This is a genomic window from Streptomyces sp. A5-4 (genome assembly GCF_051131715.1).
Classification (GTDB): domain Bacteria; phylum Actinomycetota; class Actinomycetes; order Streptomycetales; family Streptomycetaceae; genus Streptomyces.
In genome coordinates this window covers 6674817-6696887 of the sequence record NZ_CP178591.1, presented here as the reverse complement: position 1 = coordinate 6696887, position 22071 = coordinate 6674817, and the positions used below count along the sequence as shown (strand labels likewise).

General features: G+C 68.6%; 17 protein-coding genes and 1 pseudogene. 16 read left to right on the top strand and 2 right to left on the bottom strand.

Going from position 1 to position 22071, the window contains the following annotated elements; genetic code table 11:
• The first annotated feature begins 48 nt into the window (after positions 1 to 48).
• From ACLLJJ_RS31475 to ACLLJJ_RS31415, 13 genes and pseudogenes are all read left to right on the top strand, one after another.
• Entirely contained in the window at positions 49 to 1305 is a 1257-nt protein-coding gene (locus ACLLJJ_RS31475) for an ATP-binding protein (RefSeq protein WP_185298013.1), read from the top strand.
• Positions 1302 to 1724, top strand: a complete 423-nt coding sequence (locus tag ACLLJJ_RS31470) for a roadblock/LC7 domain-containing protein (protein ID WP_185298014.1) — start codon at positions 1302 to 1304, stop codon at positions 1722 to 1724. The genes ACLLJJ_RS31475 and ACLLJJ_RS31470 overlap by 4 nt, the downstream gene beginning before the upstream one ends.
• Positions 1721 to 2080: a DUF742 domain-containing protein gene (locus ACLLJJ_RS31465; RefSeq protein ID WP_185298015.1), complete on the top strand. Its 360-nt coding sequence runs from the start codon at positions 1721 to 1723 to the stop codon at positions 2078 to 2080. The genes ACLLJJ_RS31470 and ACLLJJ_RS31465 overlap by 4 nt, the downstream gene beginning before the upstream one ends.
• Positions 2061 to 2654: a GTP-binding protein gene (locus ACLLJJ_RS31460; protein WP_185298016.1), complete on the top strand. Its 594-nt coding sequence runs from the start codon at positions 2061 to 2063 to the stop codon at positions 2652 to 2654. The genes ACLLJJ_RS31465 and ACLLJJ_RS31460 overlap by 20 nt, the downstream gene beginning before the upstream one ends.
• Positions 2651 to 4093 (top strand): cytochrome P450, encoded by a 1443-nt coding sequence (locus ACLLJJ_RS31455; protein WP_258049739.1) that lies wholly within the window; start codon positions 2651 to 2653, stop codon positions 4091 to 4093. Before ACLLJJ_RS31460 ends, ACLLJJ_RS31455 begins: the two co-directional genes overlap by 4 nt.
• Positions 3988 to 5196, top strand: a complete 1209-nt coding sequence (locus ACLLJJ_RS31450) for a cytochrome P450 family protein (protein WP_434600575.1) — start codon at positions 3988 to 3990, stop codon at positions 5194 to 5196. The genes ACLLJJ_RS31455 and ACLLJJ_RS31450 overlap by 106 nt, the downstream gene beginning before the upstream one ends.
• A gap of 71 nt (positions 5197 to 5267) precedes the next feature.
• On the top strand, positions 5268 to 6593 hold the full coding sequence (locus tag ACLLJJ_RS31445; RefSeq protein ID WP_434597443.1) for a hypothetical protein: 1326 nt from the start codon (positions 5268 to 5270) through the stop codon (positions 6591 to 6593).
• Positions 6594 to 6993: 400 nt separating this feature from the next.
• On the top strand, positions 6994 to 7869 hold the full coding sequence (locus ACLLJJ_RS31440) for an aminoglycoside phosphotransferase family protein (protein WP_185298018.1): 876 nt from the start codon (positions 6994 to 6996) through the stop codon (positions 7867 to 7869).
• Positions 7866 to 8336, top strand: a complete 471-nt coding sequence (locus tag ACLLJJ_RS31435; protein ID WP_185298019.1) for an NUDIX domain-containing protein — start codon at positions 7866 to 7868, stop codon at positions 8334 to 8336. The genes ACLLJJ_RS31440 and ACLLJJ_RS31435 overlap by 4 nt, the downstream gene beginning before the upstream one ends.
• Positions 8333 to 10321, top strand: coding sequence for an ABC transporter ATP-binding protein (locus tag ACLLJJ_RS31430; protein WP_185298020.1), 1989 nt, complete (start codon positions 8333 to 8335; stop codon positions 10319 to 10321). Before ACLLJJ_RS31435 ends, ACLLJJ_RS31430 begins: the two co-directional genes overlap by 4 nt.
• A gap of 53 nt (positions 10322 to 10374) precedes the next feature.
• On the top strand, positions 10375 to 11484 hold the full coding sequence (locus ACLLJJ_RS31425; RefSeq protein ID WP_308460893.1) for an NUDIX hydrolase: 1110 nt from the start codon (positions 10375 to 10377) through the stop codon (positions 11482 to 11484).
• Between the two features lie 54 nt (positions 11485 to 11538).
• The gene (locus tag ACLLJJ_RS31420; protein WP_185298022.1) at positions 11539 to 13029 is read left to right on the top strand and encodes an NUDIX hydrolase; all 1491 of its coding nucleotides are present in this window, start codon (positions 11539 to 11541) and stop codon (positions 13027 to 13029) included.
• Between the two features lie 905 nt (positions 13030 to 13934).
• Positions 13935 to 14249, top strand: a pseudogene (locus tag ACLLJJ_RS31415) (reverse transcriptase N-terminal domain-containing protein); the annotation flags it as partial.
• Positions 14250 to 14366: 117 nt separating this feature from the next.
• On the opposite strand, the gene ACLLJJ_RS31410 reads toward ACLLJJ_RS31415, so the two are convergent.
• Both ACLLJJ_RS31410 and ACLLJJ_RS31405 read right to left on the bottom strand, forming a co-directional pair.
• Positions 14367 to 17090, bottom strand: coding sequence for a recombinase family protein (locus tag ACLLJJ_RS31410; protein WP_434593865.1), 2724 nt, complete (start codon positions 17088 to 17090; stop codon positions 14367 to 14369).
• A gap of 139 nt (positions 17091 to 17229) precedes the next feature.
• A complete protein-coding gene (locus tag ACLLJJ_RS31405) occupies positions 17230 to 17481 on the bottom strand; it encodes a DUF5372 family protein (RefSeq protein WP_434593867.1) in 252 nt (83 codons plus the stop codon).
• Between ACLLJJ_RS31405 and ACLLJJ_RS31400 the strand changes: the two genes are divergently transcribed.
• The 3 genes from ACLLJJ_RS31400 to ACLLJJ_RS31390 are packed head-to-tail and all read left to right on the top strand — an operon-like array spanning position 17475 to position 22057.
• Entirely contained in the window at positions 17475 to 18914 is a 1440-nt protein-coding gene (locus ACLLJJ_RS31400; protein ID WP_434600574.1) for a reverse transcriptase domain-containing protein, read from the top strand. The genes ACLLJJ_RS31405 and ACLLJJ_RS31400 overlap by 7 nt on opposite strands.
• A gap of 28 nt (positions 18915 to 18942) precedes the next feature.
• Entirely contained in the window at positions 18943 to 21195 is a 2253-nt protein-coding gene (fxlM, locus tag ACLLJJ_RS31395; protein WP_258049742.1) for a methyltransferase, FxLD system, read from the top strand.
• Positions 21188 to 22057 carry an NUDIX domain-containing protein gene (locus ACLLJJ_RS31390; RefSeq protein WP_258049743.1) on the top strand — a complete coding sequence of 290 codons (870 nt, stop codon included), beginning with the start codon at positions 21188 to 21190 and terminating at the stop codon, positions 22055 to 22057. Before fxlM ends, ACLLJJ_RS31390 begins: the two co-directional genes overlap by 8 nt.
• The last annotated feature ends 14 nt before the right edge of the window (positions 22058 to 22071 follow it).

Sequence of the window (22071 nt, the reverse complement as noted above, 5' to 3'; positions counted from 1 at the left end):
GGCCCCCCGTTCGCATGCGTCCGTTCCCTACCTGCCCGCGAGGAATCGATGATCAACGACATAGCGGATGCGGCTCCATGGGGCCTGGATGCGGCCCTCGCGGTCGCGGCCGCACTGATCGGACGCCGCTTGGCCAGGACCAAGCGACAGTTGCGCGAGCAGAGCGCAACTGCCACTTCGCAGATCCAGTCGCGCGACGCGGCCTTGGCCGAGCTGAACGACACGCGACTGCCGGCGATCGTCCACGCCATCTCCCAGGGCGAGCCCCTTCCCCCCGGGCGGCCTCCGCTCGACGACTTCACCAAGCACCTGCGCACGGCGGAGGAGCAGGTGGTGCGCGCCCTGGCGGAGGCGAGGGATCGCGCCGGCCAGGTGAGTCAGGGAACGCTGCTCGCGGTCACCCGCACCCTCCAGAGCCTGGTGAACGGCCAACAGGTGGCGGTCACGGACATGATCAACCGGCATGATTCCCCGGAGGTCGTCGCCGACTTGATGGTGTTCGACCACACCACGGGGCAGGTCCTGCGGCGCACCCAGTCGCTCGCCGTGGCCTGTGGCGCCTGGCCGGGAAAGCAGCACGACCCCACGCCGGCCTTTGACGTGGTCCGCGGGGCGCTCGGGCGCATCCTCGACTACCGCCGCGTTCAGATCACCCAGCCGGAGAGCAACCGGGCGGTGATCGGCCGCTCGGTCGAAGGTCTCGTGATCGCCCTCGCCGAACTCCTGGAGAACGCCACCCGCTACTCCCACCCCGACACCGTGGTGCAGGTGCAGTTCCAGCAGGCCCACAACGGCCTGTCGATCGTCATCGACGACGCCGGTGTCAGCCTGCCGCCCGGCGCGCGGGAGCGGGCCCGCCACTTCTTGTCCGGCGAGCACCCCATCGACGTCACCCGTCTCGGCGACCCGCCGAAGATCGGGTTCCCCGTCATCGGGGCCCTGGCCAGACGCTACGGCTTCACCGCGTCGGTCGACACCCCGTCCCCGTACGGAGGGGTGCGCGCCGTGGTCTACCTGCCCAGCGCCACGCTCACCGACGCGGTGCCTCAACCACCCCGCACCGCAGCAGCAGCCCCGCCGGCCCCGCCCAACGACCAGGTGGCAGCCGCCCCAGTGGGATCCACGGCTCACGGCCTGCCCAAGCGACGACGTCACGCGCCGACCGAAGCCCCTGCAGCAGCCGAGCCCTCGGCCAGGATCCGAACCCCCGAGCAGGCCGCCGCACCCTTCGACGCCTTCCTGCGCGGCACGCAGGCCGGCCGCGGGCAAAGCCATTCGACCGATGAAGGGAACACCCTCGCATGACCGACGCCGTGAAGAACGAGAGCAGGCGGCTGGCCTGGATGCTCAACCAGATCCTGGACCAGCCGGAGGTCTACGACGCGATGCTGGTGAGCGAGGACGGCCTGCTCCGAGCCTGTTCGGAGGGGATGAACGAGGCCGCGGCCGACCGGGTGGCCGCAGCCCTTTCCGGGGTCAGGTCCACGAGCGGCGCAACGGCGGAATTCTGCAGGTCGCGCCCCAACTCCTGGCAGCAGAGCCTCATGGAGTTCGGCGACGGCTACGTCATCATGATCAGCGCGGCCGACGGCACCTACCTGGCGGTGGCAACCTCCCGCAACGCGGACATCGCAGTGGTGGCCACCACGATGTACACCGTCGTCGGCCAGCTCGGCCAGGAGATGGTGAGCGCGCCGCGCCAGGAAGACGGCAGCTCGGCATGACGCCCAGGCGCACGCGCACCGACATGGTGCGGCAGTACGTCATCACGGGAGGCCGCTCCGCGCCGTCCCGAAACGCGCCGGCCCTGGACGTGGTCACCCTCGTGGTCTCCACCGGCGACCGCCCGCTGAACAGCCTCGGGCCGGAGCTGGCGGGCATCGTCGAGCTGTGCCTGGGAGGCCACCTCTCCATCGCCGAGGTGGCCTCCCGAACCCGGCTCCCGATGACGGTCACCAAGGTGCTCGTCGGCGATCTGATCGACTCCGGCCACGTGATCGCGCGGCGCCCGCCGCCCAAAGCAGCCCTGCCCGACCACGACCTCATGAAGAAGGTGCTGCGTGGCCTCGAGCGTCTATGACGGCATCTACGTTCGGGAATCCGTCGAGAACACCGCGAAGATCCTGGTGGTAGGGCCCTTCGGGGTCGGCAAGACCACTCTCATCGGCGCCGTCAGCGAGATCACGCCGCTGCGGACCGAAGAGGTCATGACGCAGGCAGGCGCAGCGGTGGACAGCCTGGCCGGGATCCACGGCAAGACGACGACCACGGTGGCCCTGGACTTCGGACGGCTCACGCTCGGCGACGACGTGGCCCTGTACCTGTTCGGCACGCCGGGCCAGGCACGGTTCACGCACATCTGGAACGAGCTCGCCAAGGGCGCCTACGGGGTCCTGATCCTGGCCGATTGCCGACGACTCGACGCCTCCTTCGAGGCGATGAGCCTGGTCGAGCAGCGCGGACTTCCGTACGTCGTGGTCCTCAACGTCTTCTCCGACTCGCCCGAGATTCCCGAGGAAGAACTGCGCGAGGCCCTCGATCTGGAACCCGAGACGCCGCTGGTTATGTGCGACGCCCGTAACCGGGCTTCCGTCGTCAGCGCACTCATCACCCTCGTCAAGCACTTGAGTACCCGCCTCCAGGAGTCCGTGTGACCTCGCACCCGCCCGCCCACGCCGCCGTGCCGCCGCCCGGCTGCCCGGCTCACCAGCCCACTGCGCCCACCGGACTGCCAGCCCTGTACGGGCCGTACTTCGCGGCCGAACCCGAGGCCACCTACCAGTTCCTCAACCAGCAGGGGCCCGCCTCCTGGGTCGAGCTCGCTCCCGGCGTCCAGAGCGTCGTGGTCACGGACTACGGTTGCGCGCTCGATGTTCTGCGCAGCCCCTACTTCAGCAAGGACGCCCGCCGTTGGGAGGCGCTTCGCCAGGGGCTGGTTCCCTCGGACAACGAGGTGCTCCCGATGATGGCGTGGCGCCCGTCCCTGCTCTTCGCCGACGCCGACCGGCACCTGCGGCTGCGCCAGGCCGTCGACGACAGCTTGGCCCGGGTCGACGCACACCAGCTGCGCGGCTTCGTCCAGCGCAGCGCGATCGGCCTGATCCGGCAGGTCTCGGCGGCCGGCAGAGCCGACCTGGTCGCTGAGTACGCCGACCGTCTGCCGGTGCTGGTGTTCACCCAGCTCTTCGGCTGCCCCGATGCGTGGGTGCAGGACATGGCCGCGGCCTGCGCCCAGATGATTGATGCCGAGCCCGCGGCGGCGCAGGCCGGCGGAGCACGCCTGGCCGGTCTCCTGGGCCAGCTGATCTCCGCCAAGCGCGAGCGCCCGGGCGCGGACCTTACATCCTGGATGCTGGAGCACCCGGTCGGACTCAGCGACGAGGAGATGGTCCACCAGCTCGTCGTCCTCATCGGAGCCGGAACGGTCCCAATGACCGCTTGGATCTCCAGCACCCTCATGGTGATGCTCACCGACGACCGATTCGCCGGCGACCTGTCCGGCGGAAGCCTGACCATCGGGGACGCACTCAACGACGTGCTCTGGTCCAAGTCCCCCATGTCGAACTTCTGCTTCCACTACGCGACTTCCTCGTACCGCCTCCGCGACAGCTACGGACGGGAGTTCGACATACCCCCGGGCGTCCCGGTCCTCATCAGCCTCGCCGCGGCCAACGCCCAACTCGGCGCCGGCGGATCAGGAACAACAGGTCGGCGCGCCGCCAACCACGCCCACTTGGCGTTCAGCGCGGGCCCGCACGTCTGCCCGGCACAGGACCTCTCCGGCGTCATTGCCGACGTAGCCGTCGAGACGCTGCTCGACCAGCTGCCCGACGTGCAGCTGGACGCCACGGCACTGTCCTGGCGCCCCGGCCCGTTCCACCGAACCCTCACCGCCCTGCCCGTGCGCTTCCCGGCCGTGCCCGTACCCACACCTACACCCCTTGGAGCCCCGATATGGAACCCGCAGCCCTCCGGCAGTGCCCCGTCCTGGACCCCACCGGCAGCTCCCTCCACGCCGAGGCCGCCAGCCTCCGCGCACAGGGCCCGGCGACCCAGGTGGCGCTCCCTGGTGGCGTCGTTGCGTGGTCGGTGACCCGCTTCGCCCAGATCAAGGCCCTCACGAGCGACCGCCGAGTGTCCCGTGACCCCCGCCGGCACTGGCCCGCGCTCGCCGAGATATCCGACGACTGGCCGCTGAGCGCCCTGGTTCTGCCGGAGAGCGCCTTCAACTCCTACGGTCCCGAGCACCGGCGCCTTCGCGGCCTCATCTCCACGGCCTTCACCCCGCGGCGGACCGAGGCCCTGCGCCCGCAGGTCCAGCGGATCGTCGACCGGCTGATCACCGACCTCATCGCTGTCGAGCCGGGACATCCCGTCGACCTCCGTGCCACCTTCGCGTACAAGGTGCCCACCGAGGTGATCTGCGATCTGTTCGGCGTTCCGTCCGAGCTACGGCCGTGGATGCGGCGTGTCATCGACGCCGCACTGCACACCGCGGCCAGCCCTGAGCAGGCCCAGGCCGACTTCCTCGACCTCCGATCCTGCATGGCCGCCCTCATCGCCGACAAGCGCGCTCACCTGGACCAGGACATGACCAGCGACCTGATCACCGCCCGAGACGCCGAAGGGCAACTCGACGAGGAACAGCTGATCGGCACCTGCATCCTCATGGTCGGCGCGGGGTCGGAAACGGCTGTCAACCTGATCCTCAAAGCCGTCCACGCTCTCCTCTCCCATCCCGACCAACTCGCTCTGCTCCGCATCGGGACGGTGACCTGGGGCCACGTGATCGAGGAGACTCTGCGCACCGAGGGGCCGATCGAGCACATGCCCCTGCGCTACGCGGTCGAGGACATTGACCTGGGCGAAGGCGTCCTCATCAAGGCGGGGGACGCCATCATCCTCGGCTTCGGTGCTGCCGGCCGGGACCCAGCCGTCCACGGCCCGGACGCCGACACCTTCGACGCCACCCGGGGCAACAAGGAGCACGTGGCCTTCGGCCACGGACCGCACTTCTGCCTCGGTGCCCCGCTAGCGCGTATGGAGGCCGACATCGCGCTGCGGGCCCTGTTCGAGACATTCCCCAACCTGACGCTCAGCGACCCCGGACAGGTCCCGCCCCACCAGGAGTCCTTCGTTGCCAACGGGTTCCGGGAGTTGTCCGTCCGCCTCTCGCCGGGACCGGCCGCCGTCTGACTCGGGGTCACCGGGCACGGCCCGCGTCCCGCCCGGGATCCCGCCACACCTCCATCCCTACCGAAGGGTGAATGACCATGGACGATCGCGTCTCGACGGCAGCATCCTCGCGGCTGGTCGACACAGTCCGTCTCGCCTGCCCCGAACTCCCGCCTCTGAGCGACGAAGACGCGAGCGACTACGACCTTCTCCTTCTCAACCCTGGACGACTGCGGTCCCGCCTGGAGCGGCAGCTCCACGACCACGCCGGCAGCATTCGCGTGACGGGTACGCTCGACCGGCGGCTGGTCCTCATCGAGCGGTCCGACGGGCAATGGGTCGCCTCTGATCTTTCCGGCAGTCCCCACGGCACTCGGCGATGGCCGGACTGGACGCACAACCGCCTGGAAGTCGAGGACCCTGACTCCTGGCTCTCGCTCGCACGCCTCGACGTCACCGCAGTGGAGAGGCTGTCGCGGCCAGACGTCCTTCTCGCCGCGTTGTACCACCCCGAGAACTTCCCCCTGCCGCGATTCCCCCTGGGCATCAGCGACGTGGCCCGCGCCGCCAGGGCAACACTGCTGGGCACCGTGTCCTTGACCGACATGCAGTTAGGCACCGAGCTGGAAAACCTGGTCAAACGGGTCACTACCGAGACCCCCGACATCCTCGGCGTCACCCGGCGCCACACCGCCAAGCCGGTCGCCCGCCTCACCACCGAGGACATCTTCCCGGAACTCGATCTGCTGCCGGCCACCTTCGAGCGCCACGGCGTCGCCCAGGTCGAGACCAGCCGGGGATGCACCAACACCTGTTCCTTCTGCCCGCGCGGCCACAAGGGCAAATGGGCGGGTGCCGGAGCTGCGGAACTGCCGTGGCTGCTCGCCGAGATGCGCCAGATCTTCGACCGCTACCCGGAGGTCTCGCGGACCCTCTACCTCGTCGACGAGGAGTTCATCGGCCGCGGCGGCGACGCAGTCGCCCGCGCGCTGAAAGTGGCCAACGTCCTGCACGCACAGGGCTTCAAATGGGAGTCGAGCTGCCGCATCGACCAGGTCGTAAGGGCCGACCCGGACGCGGCCTGGCACGTCGAGCGCGCCCAGATGTGGCGAGACCTGGTCAATCGGGGACCGCGGCGCATGCTGTTCGGCGTCGAGTCCGGGGTGGACTCGATCCTTGCCCGGTTCAACAAGGAGACGACCGGAGACCAGAACGCTCTCGCCATCCGTACGCTCTCCGCGCTCGGCGTGCCCACGAGGTACACCTACATCACCTTCGACCAGCTCATGACACTGGAGGAGCTGAATGCCACCTACGCCTTTCAGGGGCATCCGCCTCCTTACCCGGGTCTTGTCTGGTGCCCAGGTAAGAGCAAAACCTCACAGTCGTCGCCCGGGGGTGCAAAGGGGAGCCGCTGACCGCCGGTCATCCTCGGCGCAACAGAACTGAGGCGACTGCCGCGGGCCGACAAAGCGGTACCAGGCAATCCCCCGGAAGGGTTACCGCAACCCACATGAGTGATCGAACACAGCATCACAGCCCCCCTTGCCCGACCCCACAAGGAGGCGGCCCGGTATTCGAAATCAGGTTCTAGATTTCGCCCTCCTCCACCCGTTACGGCGACAGCAGAACCGCCGTTACCCGATCACCTGTCCGCATCTCGCCCCGAGGAGCCCCCATGCATCCCGCACACCGCCCTGCGCTCGTTCATCCTGCGTTCGAAAACACCGCTCCCTCCTCGGGTGCCCGCCTTCACCTCGCCTCCGACCGCACCGTCCTGCTGGCCGACGGATCACGACCGGATACGAGCTACCTGGCATGACGGCCTCCACTCGCCTTCCCTCCCCCTTCCACGCCTGGGTGGAGAGCGTGCTGGGCCCCCAGGACGCTGTGCGGGACTCCTCGCACGCTCGCGACAACTCCCACGTGTGGAGGGTGACCGGACCCGCCGGCGACCACTACGTGAAGGTGGCGCCCAAGCCGATCCTGTACACGCGGGAGACCCGTGCCTACCGGGTAGCCGTCCCTCACCTCGGTCACGGCAACGCCCCGGTGCTGCATGACAGTTCTGGGGAGCTGCTCGCCCTGATCCTGACCGCCGTGGACGGCGAGCCGTTGAAGGAAGAGGAGTCACCCGCGCGCCGCCGCACGGCCCACCGGCAAGCCGGCCAGCTCCTGCGCCGCTTCCACGACGCGATGACCGGCACCCTGCTCCAGCCGGAAGCCAGCGCAGTCGTCGAGAGCACGGTGGCCGGCCTGGACAAGCACCTCGCCGAGGCCGGCGACCACCTGTCCGCCACGGAAGCCGACCTGCTGCGGCACCTGGTGAGCGCGCTGCCCGGCTGCGGGCCGTTACCGGCCGGGTGGCGGCACGGGGACTTCTGGGAGCGCAATCTGCTCTGGAACGGCCAGCGCTGCGCATTGATCGACTTCGAGCGCAGCGAACCGGGCCCCTGTGTCGCCGACTTCGTCAAACTCGCCACCTCGCTGTGGCCTGATCGTCCCGAGCTGCGGACCGCCCTGTTCGAGGGGTACGGCCGACCTCTGTCCGAGGCAGAGGAATTCGCGCTAGCAGGGTTCGCAGCAGCTGACGCCGCCAGCGCTCTCGCCTACGGTCCCCGGCACGGCGACCCGCTCGTGACTGCGCGCGGCCGGCGAACCGTCGAGCGCCTGATGCAGGAGGGCCGTCTGTGAGCAACGGGCCTCACCTGCTGATCGCCGACGTGGCACAGGTCCTGCTCCGTGCAAACGGCGCCGCCCTGTGCGTACGTCGCAGACCGGACGCGGCCCTCGCACCAGGGCAACTCACCGTCGTGGGTGGCCATCTGGAGGCCGGCGAACCGCTCGACCACGCCGCGCGGCGCGAGGCGGAGGAAGAAACGGGGGTCCGCATCAGCGCCGAGCAGCAGGAGTTCTGCGGCCTCGTTCACCACCACGTACCCGGCGACGGCCCAGACCGGATCACCGCCGTCTTCGTCGCCCAGTCGTGGGCGGGCGAGCCGCACAACGCCGAGCCGCACAAGCACGAGGGGTTGTTCTGGGTGTCGATGGAGAAGCCCCCGCCGGGCTGCCATCCGTACACCACCGCCATCTTCCACATGCTCACCCACGGCCCGTCCTACCGGGCTCTGAACTGGCCGACGCAGGGAGGTACCGAGTGAAGCGATTCTTCGGCAAGGTCCGCATGGCGGAGCCCCAGGTCTCCGAGGCAGAACGCGAGCTCTTCGGCGGGCCGTTGCGCTACGACATGGGCTGGTCCCAACACGAGCATGCGGGCCTGGACTTGACCATGCGCTCCGCGTTGCGCCAGATGCCCAGACTCGTCGGCGCTGCCCTGCGGATGGCCTGGAGCGCGGATCGCCGTGCGCTCGTGGCGGTGGCGATCAGCGAACTCGGTCAGGGCATTGCCGCCGCGGTCGGTCTGCTTGCCATCAACGCGGTCATGCACGCGCTGTTAGGGGGCGGAGACGCTGTCGAGCGGCTGCACGCCCTGTTGCCGGGCCTACTCGCCGCCGCAGGCGTCGCCGTCGTGAACTCCGCTCTGGCCGGGTGGTCGACCTCTCGGGCCGGCCGCCTGGAGCCGAAGGTCGAGCGGATCGCCACCACGCAGTACCTGGCCGCGGCCACCGCCGTCGAACTCGAAGCCATCGACGACCCGGACTTCCGGCGTCTGATCGACATCGCCCAGTACGGGCCCGCCTCCGCGCGCCGCATGATCGGCGCCTGTGTCTCCGCGATGAACAGCAGCATCTCGCTGATCGCCACGGCCGGTGTGCTCACCGTTCTGCATCCGGCGCTGCTGCCCATGCTCCTGGTCATCGCCGCGCCCCGCGGGTGGGGCGCCATGCGGGTGGCACAGGAGCGCTACGTATCAATGATGAGCTGGATCGAGCACGTGCGGGCCAGCCGCCTTATCGGCAACCTCCTCACCGAACGCACCGCCTCACAAGAAGTACGCATCCACGCCGTCGGTCCCTTCCTCCTCGACCGGTACCGGCGCATGGCCGCCAGCGCAGAGTCGGAGCAGGAGCGTCTGGCCTCCAGTAAGGCCGTCACCGAATGGGTCGCCTCCGCGCTGTCCGGGCTGGCGATGGCCGCCACCTACGGAACGATGATCTGGCTGGTCATGGCCGGTCACATGAGCCTCGCCGTCGCCGGCACCGCCGTGATCGCGGTACGGACCGGGTCGGCGAGCCTGGGCGCACTGGTGATGAACATCAACCAGCTGCACGAGGAGTCCCTCTACGTGCGGGACCACGGTCAGTTCCTGGCCGAAGCTGCCCAACGCGCTATCCCCGAGACCGGCAGTCCCGTCCCTGACCAGGTCAAGCAGGTCTCCCTGGAACACGTCACCTACCGGTATCCCGACCGCGACGCACCGGCTTTGGACGACGTCACGCTCACCTTCCCCATGGGTTCGGTCACCGCCGTCGTGGGCGAGAACGGCTCCGGCAAAAGCACCTTGATGAAGATCCTTTCCGGTCTGCTGCTGCCTCACGACGGCACGGTGAAGTGGGGCGAGGCCGACATCTCGGGGCTGGAACGGGCTCAGGTCTTCCACCGCGTCTCCCTGCTCACCCAGGACTTCCAGCGCTGGCCCGTCACGGCCGCGATGAACATCCGCATCGGTCGCCCTGACCACGACGCCTCGGCGCACGACCTGCAGCAGTCCGTCGACTACGCCGGAGCCGGGCCCGTCACCGCCAAACTCCCCAATGGGCTGGACAGCATGCTCGGCCGCATGTTCCGCGGAGCCATCGAACTCTCGGGCGGGGAGTGGCAGAAAGTGGGTCTGGCCCGCACCCACTGGCGTAGCTCAACATCGCAATCGGACAGCGTCCTGATTGTCGACGAGCCGACTTCCGCCCTCGACCCCGAAGCCGAGATCGCTGCCTTCGACCGCATCCGGCGCCTCGCCGCCCCGCACAGGGCCGTCGTCCTGGTCACCCACCGCATGTCCGGCGTCCGCCACGCCGACCGCATCTACGTCCTCAACCAAGGCCGCCTCGTCGAGCACGGCACCCACGACGACCTCATGGCCGCAGGCGGGCGGTACGCCGCCATGTTCGACACGCAGGCCGCCCAGTATGCCCCGACCCCGAATGTCCCGAAGCCTGCTTCGCCCAGCGTCCTGGACAAGGCATGACCCGCTCGACCGAAAGGCAGAGCATGTCCTCCTCCCTCCCTCCGTCAGCACGAGTGGCCTCGCAGTCCGTTCTGTCAGCAGCGCAGTACGCCGCATCCCGGCACGCGGTGTGGCTCGGCGCCGCCGCGATCATCACCGACGAGATCGGCCGCGTCCTACTGGTCCACCCGACCTACCGCGACCACGGCCGGTGGCTGCTGCCCGGCGGAGTCGTCGAATCCGGCGAACACCCGCACGTCGCCTGCCGGCGCGAGATCACCGAGGAACTGGGCCTGGCGGACCTGGCCCTGTCGGGCGTCCTCGCCATGCACTCCCTCTCGCCGCGCCACCCAGACATCAGGCCCGGCACGCCCTTCCCAGGAGAGATCCGATACGTCTTCGACGGCGGAACGCTCACCCCCGACCAGGCGAATGCGATTCGCCTGCCTCGCGAGGAGCTGTCCGAGTACGCCTTCCTCGAAACCCGGGACGCGGTGCAGCGGCTGCGCCCCGTGGACGGGCAGATCATGCTCGCCGCCTACCGGGCTCGGCTCGGGAACACCGCCACCGCCCACCTCGCCGACGGCCGGCACATCCTCGACGTCCCCGCGCTGGACCGTCATGACGTCCACGTCCGCTATCGACCCATGTGGGACAGCCCCCTCAACCCTGGCCCCGTGCCCGAGCGGCTACCCGTGCAGCAAGCCTGGGCCTGGTGCTTCGTTCCCGACGGCAGAGTCGTCCTCGTTGCCGACCCCAGCCCCCGGGGCGCCCTGCCCATGCTGCCCGGCGGCACCGTGGAGCAGACCGACACGACGCCCGAGGACACCCTTCACCGGGAAGCCGACGAGGAGGCCCAGCTCACTCTGACCGACCCGGTGCGTCTGGGCTGGGTGCTCGATGAGACGGGCGAGGTGTACGGCGGGGTGGGGCCCAATGCCAGGGTTCGCCTAGCCGCCCGTGTCACCGACATCGGACCGGCAGCTGTCGACCCCGCCACCGGCCGCCCCTTCGCACGCCTGCTCGCCACCCCCGCCCAGGCAGCCGCCCTGCTCGGGTGGGGCCCCCCAGGAGCTCGGCAAGCCCAACTCGCCATTGAAACGGCCAGGGAGCGGTGGGGCCTGCCCACCGCTGGCCCCACCGCCATCGAGGAAGTCCCGGTCGAGGGGATGCAGCTGGGCTGAAGCGAACGCCCCCGCCTTGACTCGTTCCGCATCGCGCCCCTCTGAGGTACACCCATGCCGCTGTCGCACCACCACATCCGCACCACCGTCGAGACCTATCTCGCTCGTCACCCTCACGAGCGACCGCAGCTCGGCGGCCTCCTGGAAGCTCTCGACCGGCCCGCCGATGTCGCCAGCCGCTCCACCTTCTCCGGACACGTCACCTGCGGCGCCATCGTCGTCGACCCCCTCGGCCGCGTCCTGCACGTGCTGCACCTGGCGAGCGGGAAGGTACTCGCTCCAGGCGGACACGCCGAACCCGTCGATGAGTCCCTCGCAGAGGCGGCCCTGCGGGAGTTGCACGAGGAGACCGGGATCCCACCCCAAGCGGTGGCGCCGTGGCCCGGCTACGAGGACGTGCCGTTCGACGTCGACATCCACGATGTCGACGCCCGCCCGGGCAAAAGCGAGCCAGGACACCAGCATTTCGACGTCCGCTTCCTTTTCCGCCTGCGCTCAGCCGACCAGGTGTCGGTCGTCCTGCAGGAAGAAGAAGTCGGCGGCATCGAGTGGCGGTCCCTGGACAAGGTGGCCTCCCCCTCCCTGCGCGAAAAGCTGCTCAAGCTCACGCCCGCCGTCGAACCGGGGACCGCCAACGCCTCCGCCCTGATCTACAACGACCGCGGTGAGTACCTGCTCCACCTGCGCGACTACTTCCCCGGCCAGATCTGGGAGCCAGGCATGTGGTCGCTCCTCGGCGGCGGCCGAGAACCCCAGGACACCACCCTGGAACACACCGTGCGACGCGAACTCGACGAAGAAGCCGGACTACACATCCCCGACCTGACCCCGTTCGGCACCGAGGAAGCGGTCGACGACACCGGCGCGACCCTGCCCATCGCCATCTACGCCGGCAACTGGAACGGCGACGCTCGCGAACTCCGCCTAACGGAAGGGGTAATGCTCGCCTGGTTCGCTCCCGATGACCTCCACCGTCTGCGCATCACACCCTCCACCAGCGACCTCGTACGACGCCACGCCGCCACCTTCCCAGCCATCGTGTCCACTCTCACCTCACACGTCGCCCGCGCTTCGGAAGCCGAACGTCGACCGGCCTCTCCCCGCGGCACCGTCCCCAACGTGATCGGCGTCCACCTCTATCTGGAGCGCGCCGACGGAACCGTGCTGCTCGGGCTTCGCCACCCCGATTCCGCGTTCGCACCCTCCACCTGGCACACCCTGGCAGGCCACTGTGAGCAGGAGAGCGCTATCACGTGCCTGGTCAGGGAGGCCCGCGAAGAGGCCGGCCTACTGATCGAGCCGCAGGACGTCGAACTCGTCCACGTCGTCCACCTCGTCGACAGGGTCGGGGACCAGCCCCGCCTGGGATTCTTCTTCCGCGCGCGGACCTGGAGGGGCGAGCCGCAACTATGCGAGCCGGATAAGTGCACTGAGTGGAAATTCTGGGACCCGACCGCACTCCCGGAAGCACTCGTCCCCTACACCCGGGGCGTCATCGAAGCCATCCGCGCCGGTCACCTCTACTCGGAGACGGGATGGGCATGAGCCACCGCCGCAAGCTCGTCGAGGCTCTCCGTCGCCGCATCCTCGCCCTGCGCCCGTGGGAACTGGCCGCCCGTCCCGAGAACCTCGCCTGATCTCTATCCGTGTTTTCCACCCTGCCCTCGCCGTAAGGATGCGCCGTTGTTCACCACACAAGATGAATGGAATCGCGGCTACGCCGAAGGGCGCCGGTACCGGCCCCTCGACGACGACGAACGATCATTGCTCGCCCAGCACGTGCCCGTGCCCGACGGCGGCCAAGCACTCGACGTGGGATGCGGGGTGCGACACGAGGTCGCACGTGTTGAGTGGATTCGATTATGGAGGTCGGCCTATGCCGGAATCGTGATCCCGGGTTAGTGCTCAAACAACCCGTCCCCTCCTCGGCGTGCGTCGCGAGTAATTGCGGGGTGCGAAGCCCGGGGTAGAAGCCCAAGGGTGGCTGTCTCATCCAGCCGCTACAGGCAAGGGGAAGACCGGACGGGCGAACGCCAGTGAACCCTAACGATGCCTCGTTACGACTCGAAGGTCCGTAGATGAGTTCTCCAAGGGCCTTTAGGGCTAGCCGTTGGGAAACGGCAGGTGCCAGCCGACGATCCGCAGTCGGCTGGGAAGAGCACCACCGCCTCGGGGTAGTAAGGGCGCCCAACCCGGTCGTATCTCACACGTGTGGAACGTGGAAACCCCGATGGAGTCCCGCCACGGCGGGTAAGCCAACCGCAAGGGAGGCCCAATTCTCCAGCGGGAACAGGAAGGCCCGAGAAGCGAATGCCAGCACTCGAAAGGGAACGGGAAATCAGAAGAGGCATGCGGCACCTCCGCCGCACTCCTGAATAACCGGCTGGATACAGGTATTTACCTGACCCGAAAGGGAGCCCACGCGGGCCTGGTGAGTCTGTGGAGCGACGATGACGAAAACGCTGGAACCAAAGGACAAGTTGGACGACGTTCCCAAGGGGGCGCCGAACGGACCGGAGGACGACCCGGTTGACTGGCATGCCATTGACTGGCCTGCCGCCGAGCGGGAAGTAAAGCGCCTACGTCAGCGGATCTTCACGGCTTCGCGGAAAGGGGACCTCAAACAGGTCCGCAACTTGCAGAAGCTGATGCTCCGTTCACGATCCAACGCGCGCATTGCGGTTCGGAGAGTGGCGGAGAACAACGCAGGACGCACGACCGCGGGGATCGACGGGAAGACCGCGCTCCTGGCACCTACGAAGGCCGCCCTGGTCAAGTGGGTGCAAGAGAACGTGAACTCCTGGACGCCTATGCCGGTCAAGCGTGTGTACATTCCGAAGGCGAACGGGCGGCAACGTCCATTGGGGATTCCGACGGTGACTTCATACTGCGCCTCCTGCTGTGACTTCTTGGGTTTGGGGTGTGAATTTCTGTCCGTGGGCGGCTCGTTGGAGGCAGGCGGCCTTGACGCTGTTACTCCAGGGGATGCTGAGACGCCCGTCCTTGGTTTTGTGGGCGGCGAGTTCGCCGCGGCGGATCCAGTAGTAGAGGGCACCGGGCCGGATGCCGAGTTGCTTGGCCGCGTTCTGGACGCTGAGTTCGCCGCGGGCAGTGGTGCCGGTGGGCAGCAGACGGCTGCCGATGCCCGTAGGGCCGGGCGGATCGGCGGCGAGCTGGGCGCGGATCCGGGTGTGGATCTCGTCGTTCCAGAGGATGGCGATCCGGCCGGTGGCGGTGCGGCGGGCTTGCAGGTGACCGGCCCTGACCTGGTAGTAGACGACGGCGGCCAGCACTTTGAGCCTGGTGGCGGCCTGCTGGACGGAGATTTCGTCCCGCGCCCGGGCGGCCTCGGGCAGGGGTCGGCTGCCTTCGCCGGTGACGGCCGGCTGACCGCTGTGGGCGAGGCGGTCACGGAGGTGGGCGTGGAGGGTGTCGGTGAGCGGGATGCTGAGGCGGCCCTGCTCGGTGCGGTGGGCGGGCAGGTCACCGATGCGGATCCGGTAGTAGATGACGTGCTCGCCGACACCGAGCAGGTCGGCGGCCTGGGCGACGGTGACCTCGCCGTCCAGCGCGGTGCCCCGCGCCGGCCTCGGGTGCGGAGGGGTGAGGTGTCCCGAGGCGGCGATCTGGCGGCGGCAGTTGGTCTCGATGGCCTCGCTCCAGGGAATGCACCAGCGGCCGTGGTCGTCCTTGCGGGCGGACAGCAGGCCCTGGTTGACCCAGTAGTAGACGACGCCCGCGGTCACCTCCAGGATCGAGGCGGTCCGCTGGATGGAGATCTCTCCCTCGCGGAACGGGTCGGGGACCGGGATCTGGTAGGCGTGCCGGGTCCAGCGCACCGCTTTGACGTCGAAGGGACGCCGCTTGCCGGTCTGCAGGCGGGCCGCGGCGAGTTCGGCGACGAGTTCCTCGTCGGTCATGATGGCGCCGAGCCGGGTGATCAGTTCGATCGCGGCCGGCGGGGTGCGGGGCGCCCCACTGCGCGCGGTGGTGATCAGGTCGGTGGCTCCGGTGTGCCAGCGCACTCCGATCCGGACCTCGCCCTGATCGCTGTCGGGCAGCACCGTGACGTCGCTGATCAGGGTCCGCAGCAGGCGCTTGCGATCCTTGGCGGTGGTGGCCGGATCGTCCCAAAGCCGGGGCAGATCGGCAGCGAGGCTCTCCAGTGCGGCACGGCCGGGCAGCGGCGGACGGGCCTCGCGGGTAGCGACCAGGTTGGCCTCGGCCTCGTTGAGTGCGCCCAGTTTCGCCTCCCAGCGGACCTCCAGCGTCCGTGCGACCAGGCGGTTTTCCGGTTCGACCTGGCCGAAGGCCCGCTCGGCGCGGTTCGCTTCGTAACGGGCCCGCTCGACGGCGAGTTCAGCAGCGTGATGCGCGCGGGTGTGGCGCTGAGTGACCTGCTCGGCGGCATCCAGGGCGAGACTGACCAGCGCGGGCGTCAAAGTGGCCAGCAGCAGGCCGACGACCGCCCCGTCGACGGTGGCGGCGGTGACCGAGCGGCAGGACGTGGTGCGGGCGGCGTCCCGATGTCCCATGCAGTCGTACTGGGCCAAGCGGTTCTTGCCCTGGTAGCGGGTGCCGATGCGACAGCCGCAGCCCCCGCAGCTGATGATGCCCTGACACAGCGGCTCGCCCTCGCGGGGCGGCCGGGCACCCTGATGCGTGCAGTTGGCGGTGAGTTTCGCCTCGATGTCCAAGAACTGCTGCCAGGTGATGTACCCGTCGTGGTGATCGTTGATGACGATGCGCCAATCCGCGCGCGGGAGACGGGGGTTGGTCGTGAGCACGCTGCCGTCCGGGCGGACGGTGCGCTGGGTGCGGTGCCGGCCGTAGACGTAGGCGCCGGCATAGGCCGGGTTGGCCAGCACACCCAGGACCCGGCCGTGGGTGAGCTTGCCCCACCGCAACTTCCCGTCCCACACACCTCCGTAGGCACGCAGCGGGAACAGCCTGCCGGCCAGGGCGGCCACCACCCCGTAGGCGGAACCAGTGCGGGCGAACTCCGAAAACACATCGGCAACCGCGGTGCGGACCTCCTCATCCGCATCCAGGACGACGTTCCCGTCCTCGTCATAGTCCAGGCCGACCGGCAGCGGAACCCGCAGGTCGCCACGGGCGGCGGCACTCTGCTTGGCACCCTGGAGGCGGCCGTTGAGCAGGTGGAGCTCGGCTTCGGACATGCTCCCTTTGAGTCCGAGCAGCAGCCGGTCGTTGAAATCCGCAAGATCGTAGACGGCGTCGCTGTCGACGACCAGGGTGTCGGTCAGCCGGGCCAGTTCCAGCAATCGGGCGATGTCCGCGTTGGAGCGGGCCAGGCGCGAGACCTCCAGGCCGAACACGGCCCCGGCCTCGGCCAGACACACCTTCGCCACCACGTCGTGGAAGCCCCCGCGTTCGACCCCGAAGCGGCCCGAGACGCCCAGATCCTTGTCGATGACCAGGATGTTCTCCGCCGTCCAGCCCAGCGCGACCGCCAGATCCACGAGCGCATACTGCCGGGTAGTCGACTCCGAGTGGTCGCGGACCTGCAGCATCGTCGACTGCCGCAGGTAGATGATCGCCAGACGGGAGCGGTGCGACGTGGTGATCTTCTCCTCGCCGTTCACGACCGCCACCTCCCGCCCGCAGCGACGTCTCGATCATGTTCGCCACCGCAGTCACGGCGTCCGCTCGCAGCCAGCCCTCGATGCTCATCCGGCCTCGCTCCCGGCCGCCGACCACCGCTCATGTCTCGTCGGGGCCTGATCACGAGTCTCTGCCTTGCCGATGGTCAGCACAACGTATGGCCAACGCATCCAGCAGCGCGCGCAGTTCGACCAGCGACTCCTGCGAGATCCGTACCTCCTCGGCGGCCGGCCCGCGGTCGGTCCACGCCACCGGCAGCGTCATCCTCGCCCCGGTCCCGGTATCGACCACGAACATCCGCCCGCCGCCCCGCTTCATCGAGTACAGGACCTCGACCCGGTGCCCGGCCAGCGGATGAAACGGGTGTGTCACGACCAACCAACCCGAATACTGCTTGGACGATGCGGCCGTATGCCGCCTCCGTCCCAGTTATCCGAGACCGCGCCCTCCAGGCGATGGTTCTCAACGCGCTGGAACCCGAGTGGGAGGCGCGCTTCGAACCGAGATCCTATGGATTTCGGCCGGGGCGCGGCTGCCATGATGCGATCGAGGCAATCTACCAAGTAGCGAAGGGCCGAAGGGCCCATCGTCGCTGGGTGCTCGATGCGGATCTGGCAGCGGCGTTCGACCGCATCAACCATGAACGCCTACTCGAAGCCCTGGGAACCTTCCCGGCTCGGAGCATGATCAGTGCTTGGCTGAAGGCCGGCGTGATGGAGAAGGGTCGATTCGCGCCCACTGCGGAGGGAACTCCACAGGGCGGCGTGGTCAGCCCATTGCTGCTCAATATCGCTCTCCATGGAATAGAAGAGGCCGCTGGTGTCAGATACCGCGATCACGGCGTGGACGCCGGGAAGACGGTTCGCTCTGATCCGGTGCTGATCAGGTATGCCGACGACTTCGTCGCGCTCTGCCACTCGGTGGAACAGGCACAAGAGGTCAAGGGCAGGCTTGCTACCTGGCTGATGCCGAGAGGGCTCGCCTTCAACGAGGACAAGACGAAAATCGTCTGCCTCGAAGAGGGATTTGACTTTCTCGGGTTCAACATCCGCCGCTACAAAGGGGGCAAGCTACTGACCAGACCGAGCCAGGCGGCAGTGAAGAGGTTCCGGGATCGGCTGCGGACCGAGGTCCGTACGCTGCGCGGCACGGACGCATACACGGTGGTGCAGACTCTCAATCCAATCCTCCGTGGCTGGGCCGCGTATTACCGGACCGGGGTGTCGAAGCAGATCTTCAACGATGTTGACGACCACCTTTGGTGGCTTCTCTATCGCTGGGCGCTGCGCTCGCACCCGAAGAAGTCAAAGAAGTGGGTCATGAAGCGCTACTTCGGCGCGTTCCACCCCACCAGACGGGCCCGATGGCTATTCGGCGACCGATACACAGGCCGCTACGTAGTCAAGACTGTCTGGACTCCGATCGTCCGGCACACTCTGGTACAACGGGACGCCTCCCCGGACGACCCGAGACTTGCCGATTATTGGGCACAGCGGCGGCGCAAGTACCGGCCTCCGCTCAGCGATGGATTCTCCATCCAGGTGAAACTCCAGCGCGGATGTTGCCCCTTCTGCGGCGAACTGCTCCTGTACGCCGACACACAACCACAGCATCCCGATCACTGGGAAACATGGTTCACCGCAATCCGTAGAGCGGTTGTCCGCAAGGTCATCGTCATCCACAAGGAAAGCGGCAGAGGAAACGATCGCGTCTTCCGACCTCAACTCTTCCATGCACATTGCGCGAAACGATGGGAGCAATCGAATGCAGCGCAGCCTGCGGTTTCGCCTACCGCAAGCCTTTAGGACTTGCTTGAGCCGTGTGCCGCGACGAGTGGCACGCACGGTTCTGAGGGGGGCCTCGGCCGGTAACGGCCGGGGCCTACCCGACACCGGCGAACTCGCCCTGCACCTGGCCTCCATGGGCTACGCCGTCGATGCCGTGGACTGGGCCAACTGTGCCTTCCCCAGTACCGACGCGCACCTCGACGATCCCGCCCACAGATCCGTCCGCTGGCAGCACCTGGACATCGAGCGTGCCAACCTCTCGAAATTGCAGGCGGACGGCTATGACCTGATCGTCCTGCGGATGGTGTTCGCGTTCCTGCGCGACCGCACGCGCCTGACCCGTACTCTGGGCCGCCGACTGCGCACGAACGGTGCCCTCGTCGTCATCACACCGCTCGCCGCGACCACCCCCGCCGAGCGACGAGGCATCGCCCTCGACGAGGACGAGGTCGCCCATCTGGTGAGCATGTGGGGCCAGGCACAACGCTTCGACGCGAACGGCATGGCCGTCCTGGTCCTGCGCGGGCTGAAGAAGCCCGCCGCACAGATCACGAACACACCCTCCCCGCCGCTGAGTTCGGTGACCGAAGTGCACGCCGTAGCCACCGACGCCCAGGGCCGCGTCCTTCTGGACCGCTCGCAACAGGGGTGGGAGCTGCCCGGCGCGTCGGCCGAGCCAGGAGAAGGATTCGAGCACACGGCCGTGCGCGCCCTGGCCGAGCAGACCGGCGTGACGGCCGTGCCGACCGACGCGCACGTCCTCGGACTGCACCTTGATGCCCCGGACGGCTTCCCGCGGACGAGCGTCGTGGTCCGCATCTCGGCTCACACCGGGCAGGTCCAGCCGCTGAAGCCGGACGAGGTCGAGCACGTGGACTGGCACCCGCTGCATGCCCTGCACCGTCTGGACCGACTATCCGCAACTTCCGCTCGGGCTCTGGACCTCGTCTGGCCGGGGGTCCTTCCGTACGTGCCCTCCGCGCACATGTATCCAGTCGACAGCACCTACCCGCCGGTGCCCGGGGAGCTGCCAGAGGCGGTCGAGCGGCGCGAGGCCATGGCTGACCGAGTCATTGCCGGCGGCTGGGCCCCCTCCCTGCCGGTACAGCAGGCACTGCGCGCGGTGCCGCGCCACCGCTACACCCCCGAGAGCCCTCTGCGGACGGCGTACCACAGCGACCTGGCCGTGGTCACCGAGCGCAACGACTTTGCGCTGGCGACCAGTTCCGTGTCTGCGGCCTGGCTCCAGGCCGACATGACCGAGCACCTGCGCCTGACCGCGGGGATGACGGTTTTTGAGGGCGGATCGGGCGGCTACAACGCCGAACTGATCGCACACGTCGTCGGCCCGGCCGGTCGCGTGATCACTGTCGACCTTGCCCCGTATGTCGTGCGCCGCACGCGACGGCTGACCGCCGAGGCCGGCAGCGGTCGCGTCACCGCAGTGCTCGGCTCTGCCAGCGACGGGGCCGCCGAGCACATGCCCCGCGGCGGGTTCGACGCCTCAGTGATCACTTACAACTGCTGGGACATCGCTCCCGCTTGGCGCGAACAGCTCGCCGACGGCCGCTATCTCGTGCTCCCGTTGGAAGTCCACGGCTACACCCGAGCCATCGCCTTCCACAAGCACGGCCTGGTGCTGCGTGCCACGGACTTCCAATTCTGCGGCTTCGTCCGCGACCGCGGGCCCGCTGCCTGCACCGTCCCCACCATCGACCTCGCCGACGGCGAACTGCAATTGCGGTTCCCGGACGGCGCCCCCGCCCAGACCGCCGATCTAGACAATGCCCTCGCGGGTCCGCGTCACGAGGTGGCCACGGGCGTGAGCGTGGCCAGCAACGAGTCGTTCGAGACTCTGCAGCTCTTCCTCGCCACCACGCTGCCCGGCTTCTGCCGCCTCGCCCGCAACCGTGAAAGGGACAGCGGCATCACCGCACTGCCCAAGGGCTCAGACGCCGCCGCGATCACAGCCGACGGCTCCCTCGCCTACCTGACCCACATCCTCGTCCAGGACGGCCCCACACCCGAGCAGCGCCGCTCGGAGTTCATGGCCCACGGCTTCGGACCATCCGGGCCCGCTCTTGCCGAACAGCTCGCCGCCGCCGTACGCCGCTGGGACGCCCATGAACGAGCTCACGGGTACCCGGAGTTGCAAGTGCATCCCGCCGGAACCCCGGACGCAGAGCTGCCCACAGGTCACGTGCTGGACAAGACCCACAGCCGGCTCGTGTGGACGTGGCGCTCCGACGCCCCCGACACCCCGGCCCTACAACCGGAAAAGGTGAGCGCCCATGAGTGATCCAGTATCCGGCCCGGTCGAGCCGCAGCACCGGATGGGCCTGTACGAGCGTTACTACGCCCAGGTGGAATCGGGCCGCAAGACCATCGAAGTCCGGGTGCGCACGCCCCGGATGACAGGCGTCGCGGTCGGCGACGTGCTCGTGTTCCACGGCGAAGAGTCGGGGCGCGAACTCGACGTGAGGGCCTCCCGGATCACGCCGTACGCCTCGTTCGCCGAGCTGCTCTCCGCCGAGGACGTCACCCGCATCGACCCTGATGCCGCGCGCGCGGAGCAGCTCGTCAACCTGCGCCGCATCTACCCGCCGGAGAGGGAGTCGCTGGGACCGCTCGCGATCGAGTTCGACCATCGGCCGGCACTCGCAGGGCAACCCATGCCCATGTCCGCCGAGGCGTACGTCCGAACCGTTCCGCACCACACGGTGTACGGCTGCTTCTACGTACGCGACGACCAGGATCGGCCCGTCCAGCTGCGTTCGGTATACGGCGGTCGATCCTGGCAGTTCCCCGGGGGGAACACGGACGCCGGCGAGGATCCTCTGGAGACCGCGCGCCGCGAGACGGCCGAGGAAATCGGGCTCTACCTCGGCCAGGACCCGCCGCGCCTGCTGCTGACGCACTACCTCCACCCCGGGCCTCGCTGGCCGATGGGCAAGATCGGCTTTGTCTTCGACGGCGGCTCGCTCACCGCTGAACAGCTGCGGCAGATTCGCCTCGACCCGGCGGAGCACGACCTGTGGGCGATCCACCGCCTCGACGAGTGGCGACGGCTGATGGGTAAGGAGGCGTTCGCCCGCCTGGAGGCCGTCGAACGGGCCCGCGCCGGTAGCGGCCCGCAGTACCTCGTCACCGGTTCCGCCTGACCCCGCCCTTCCCC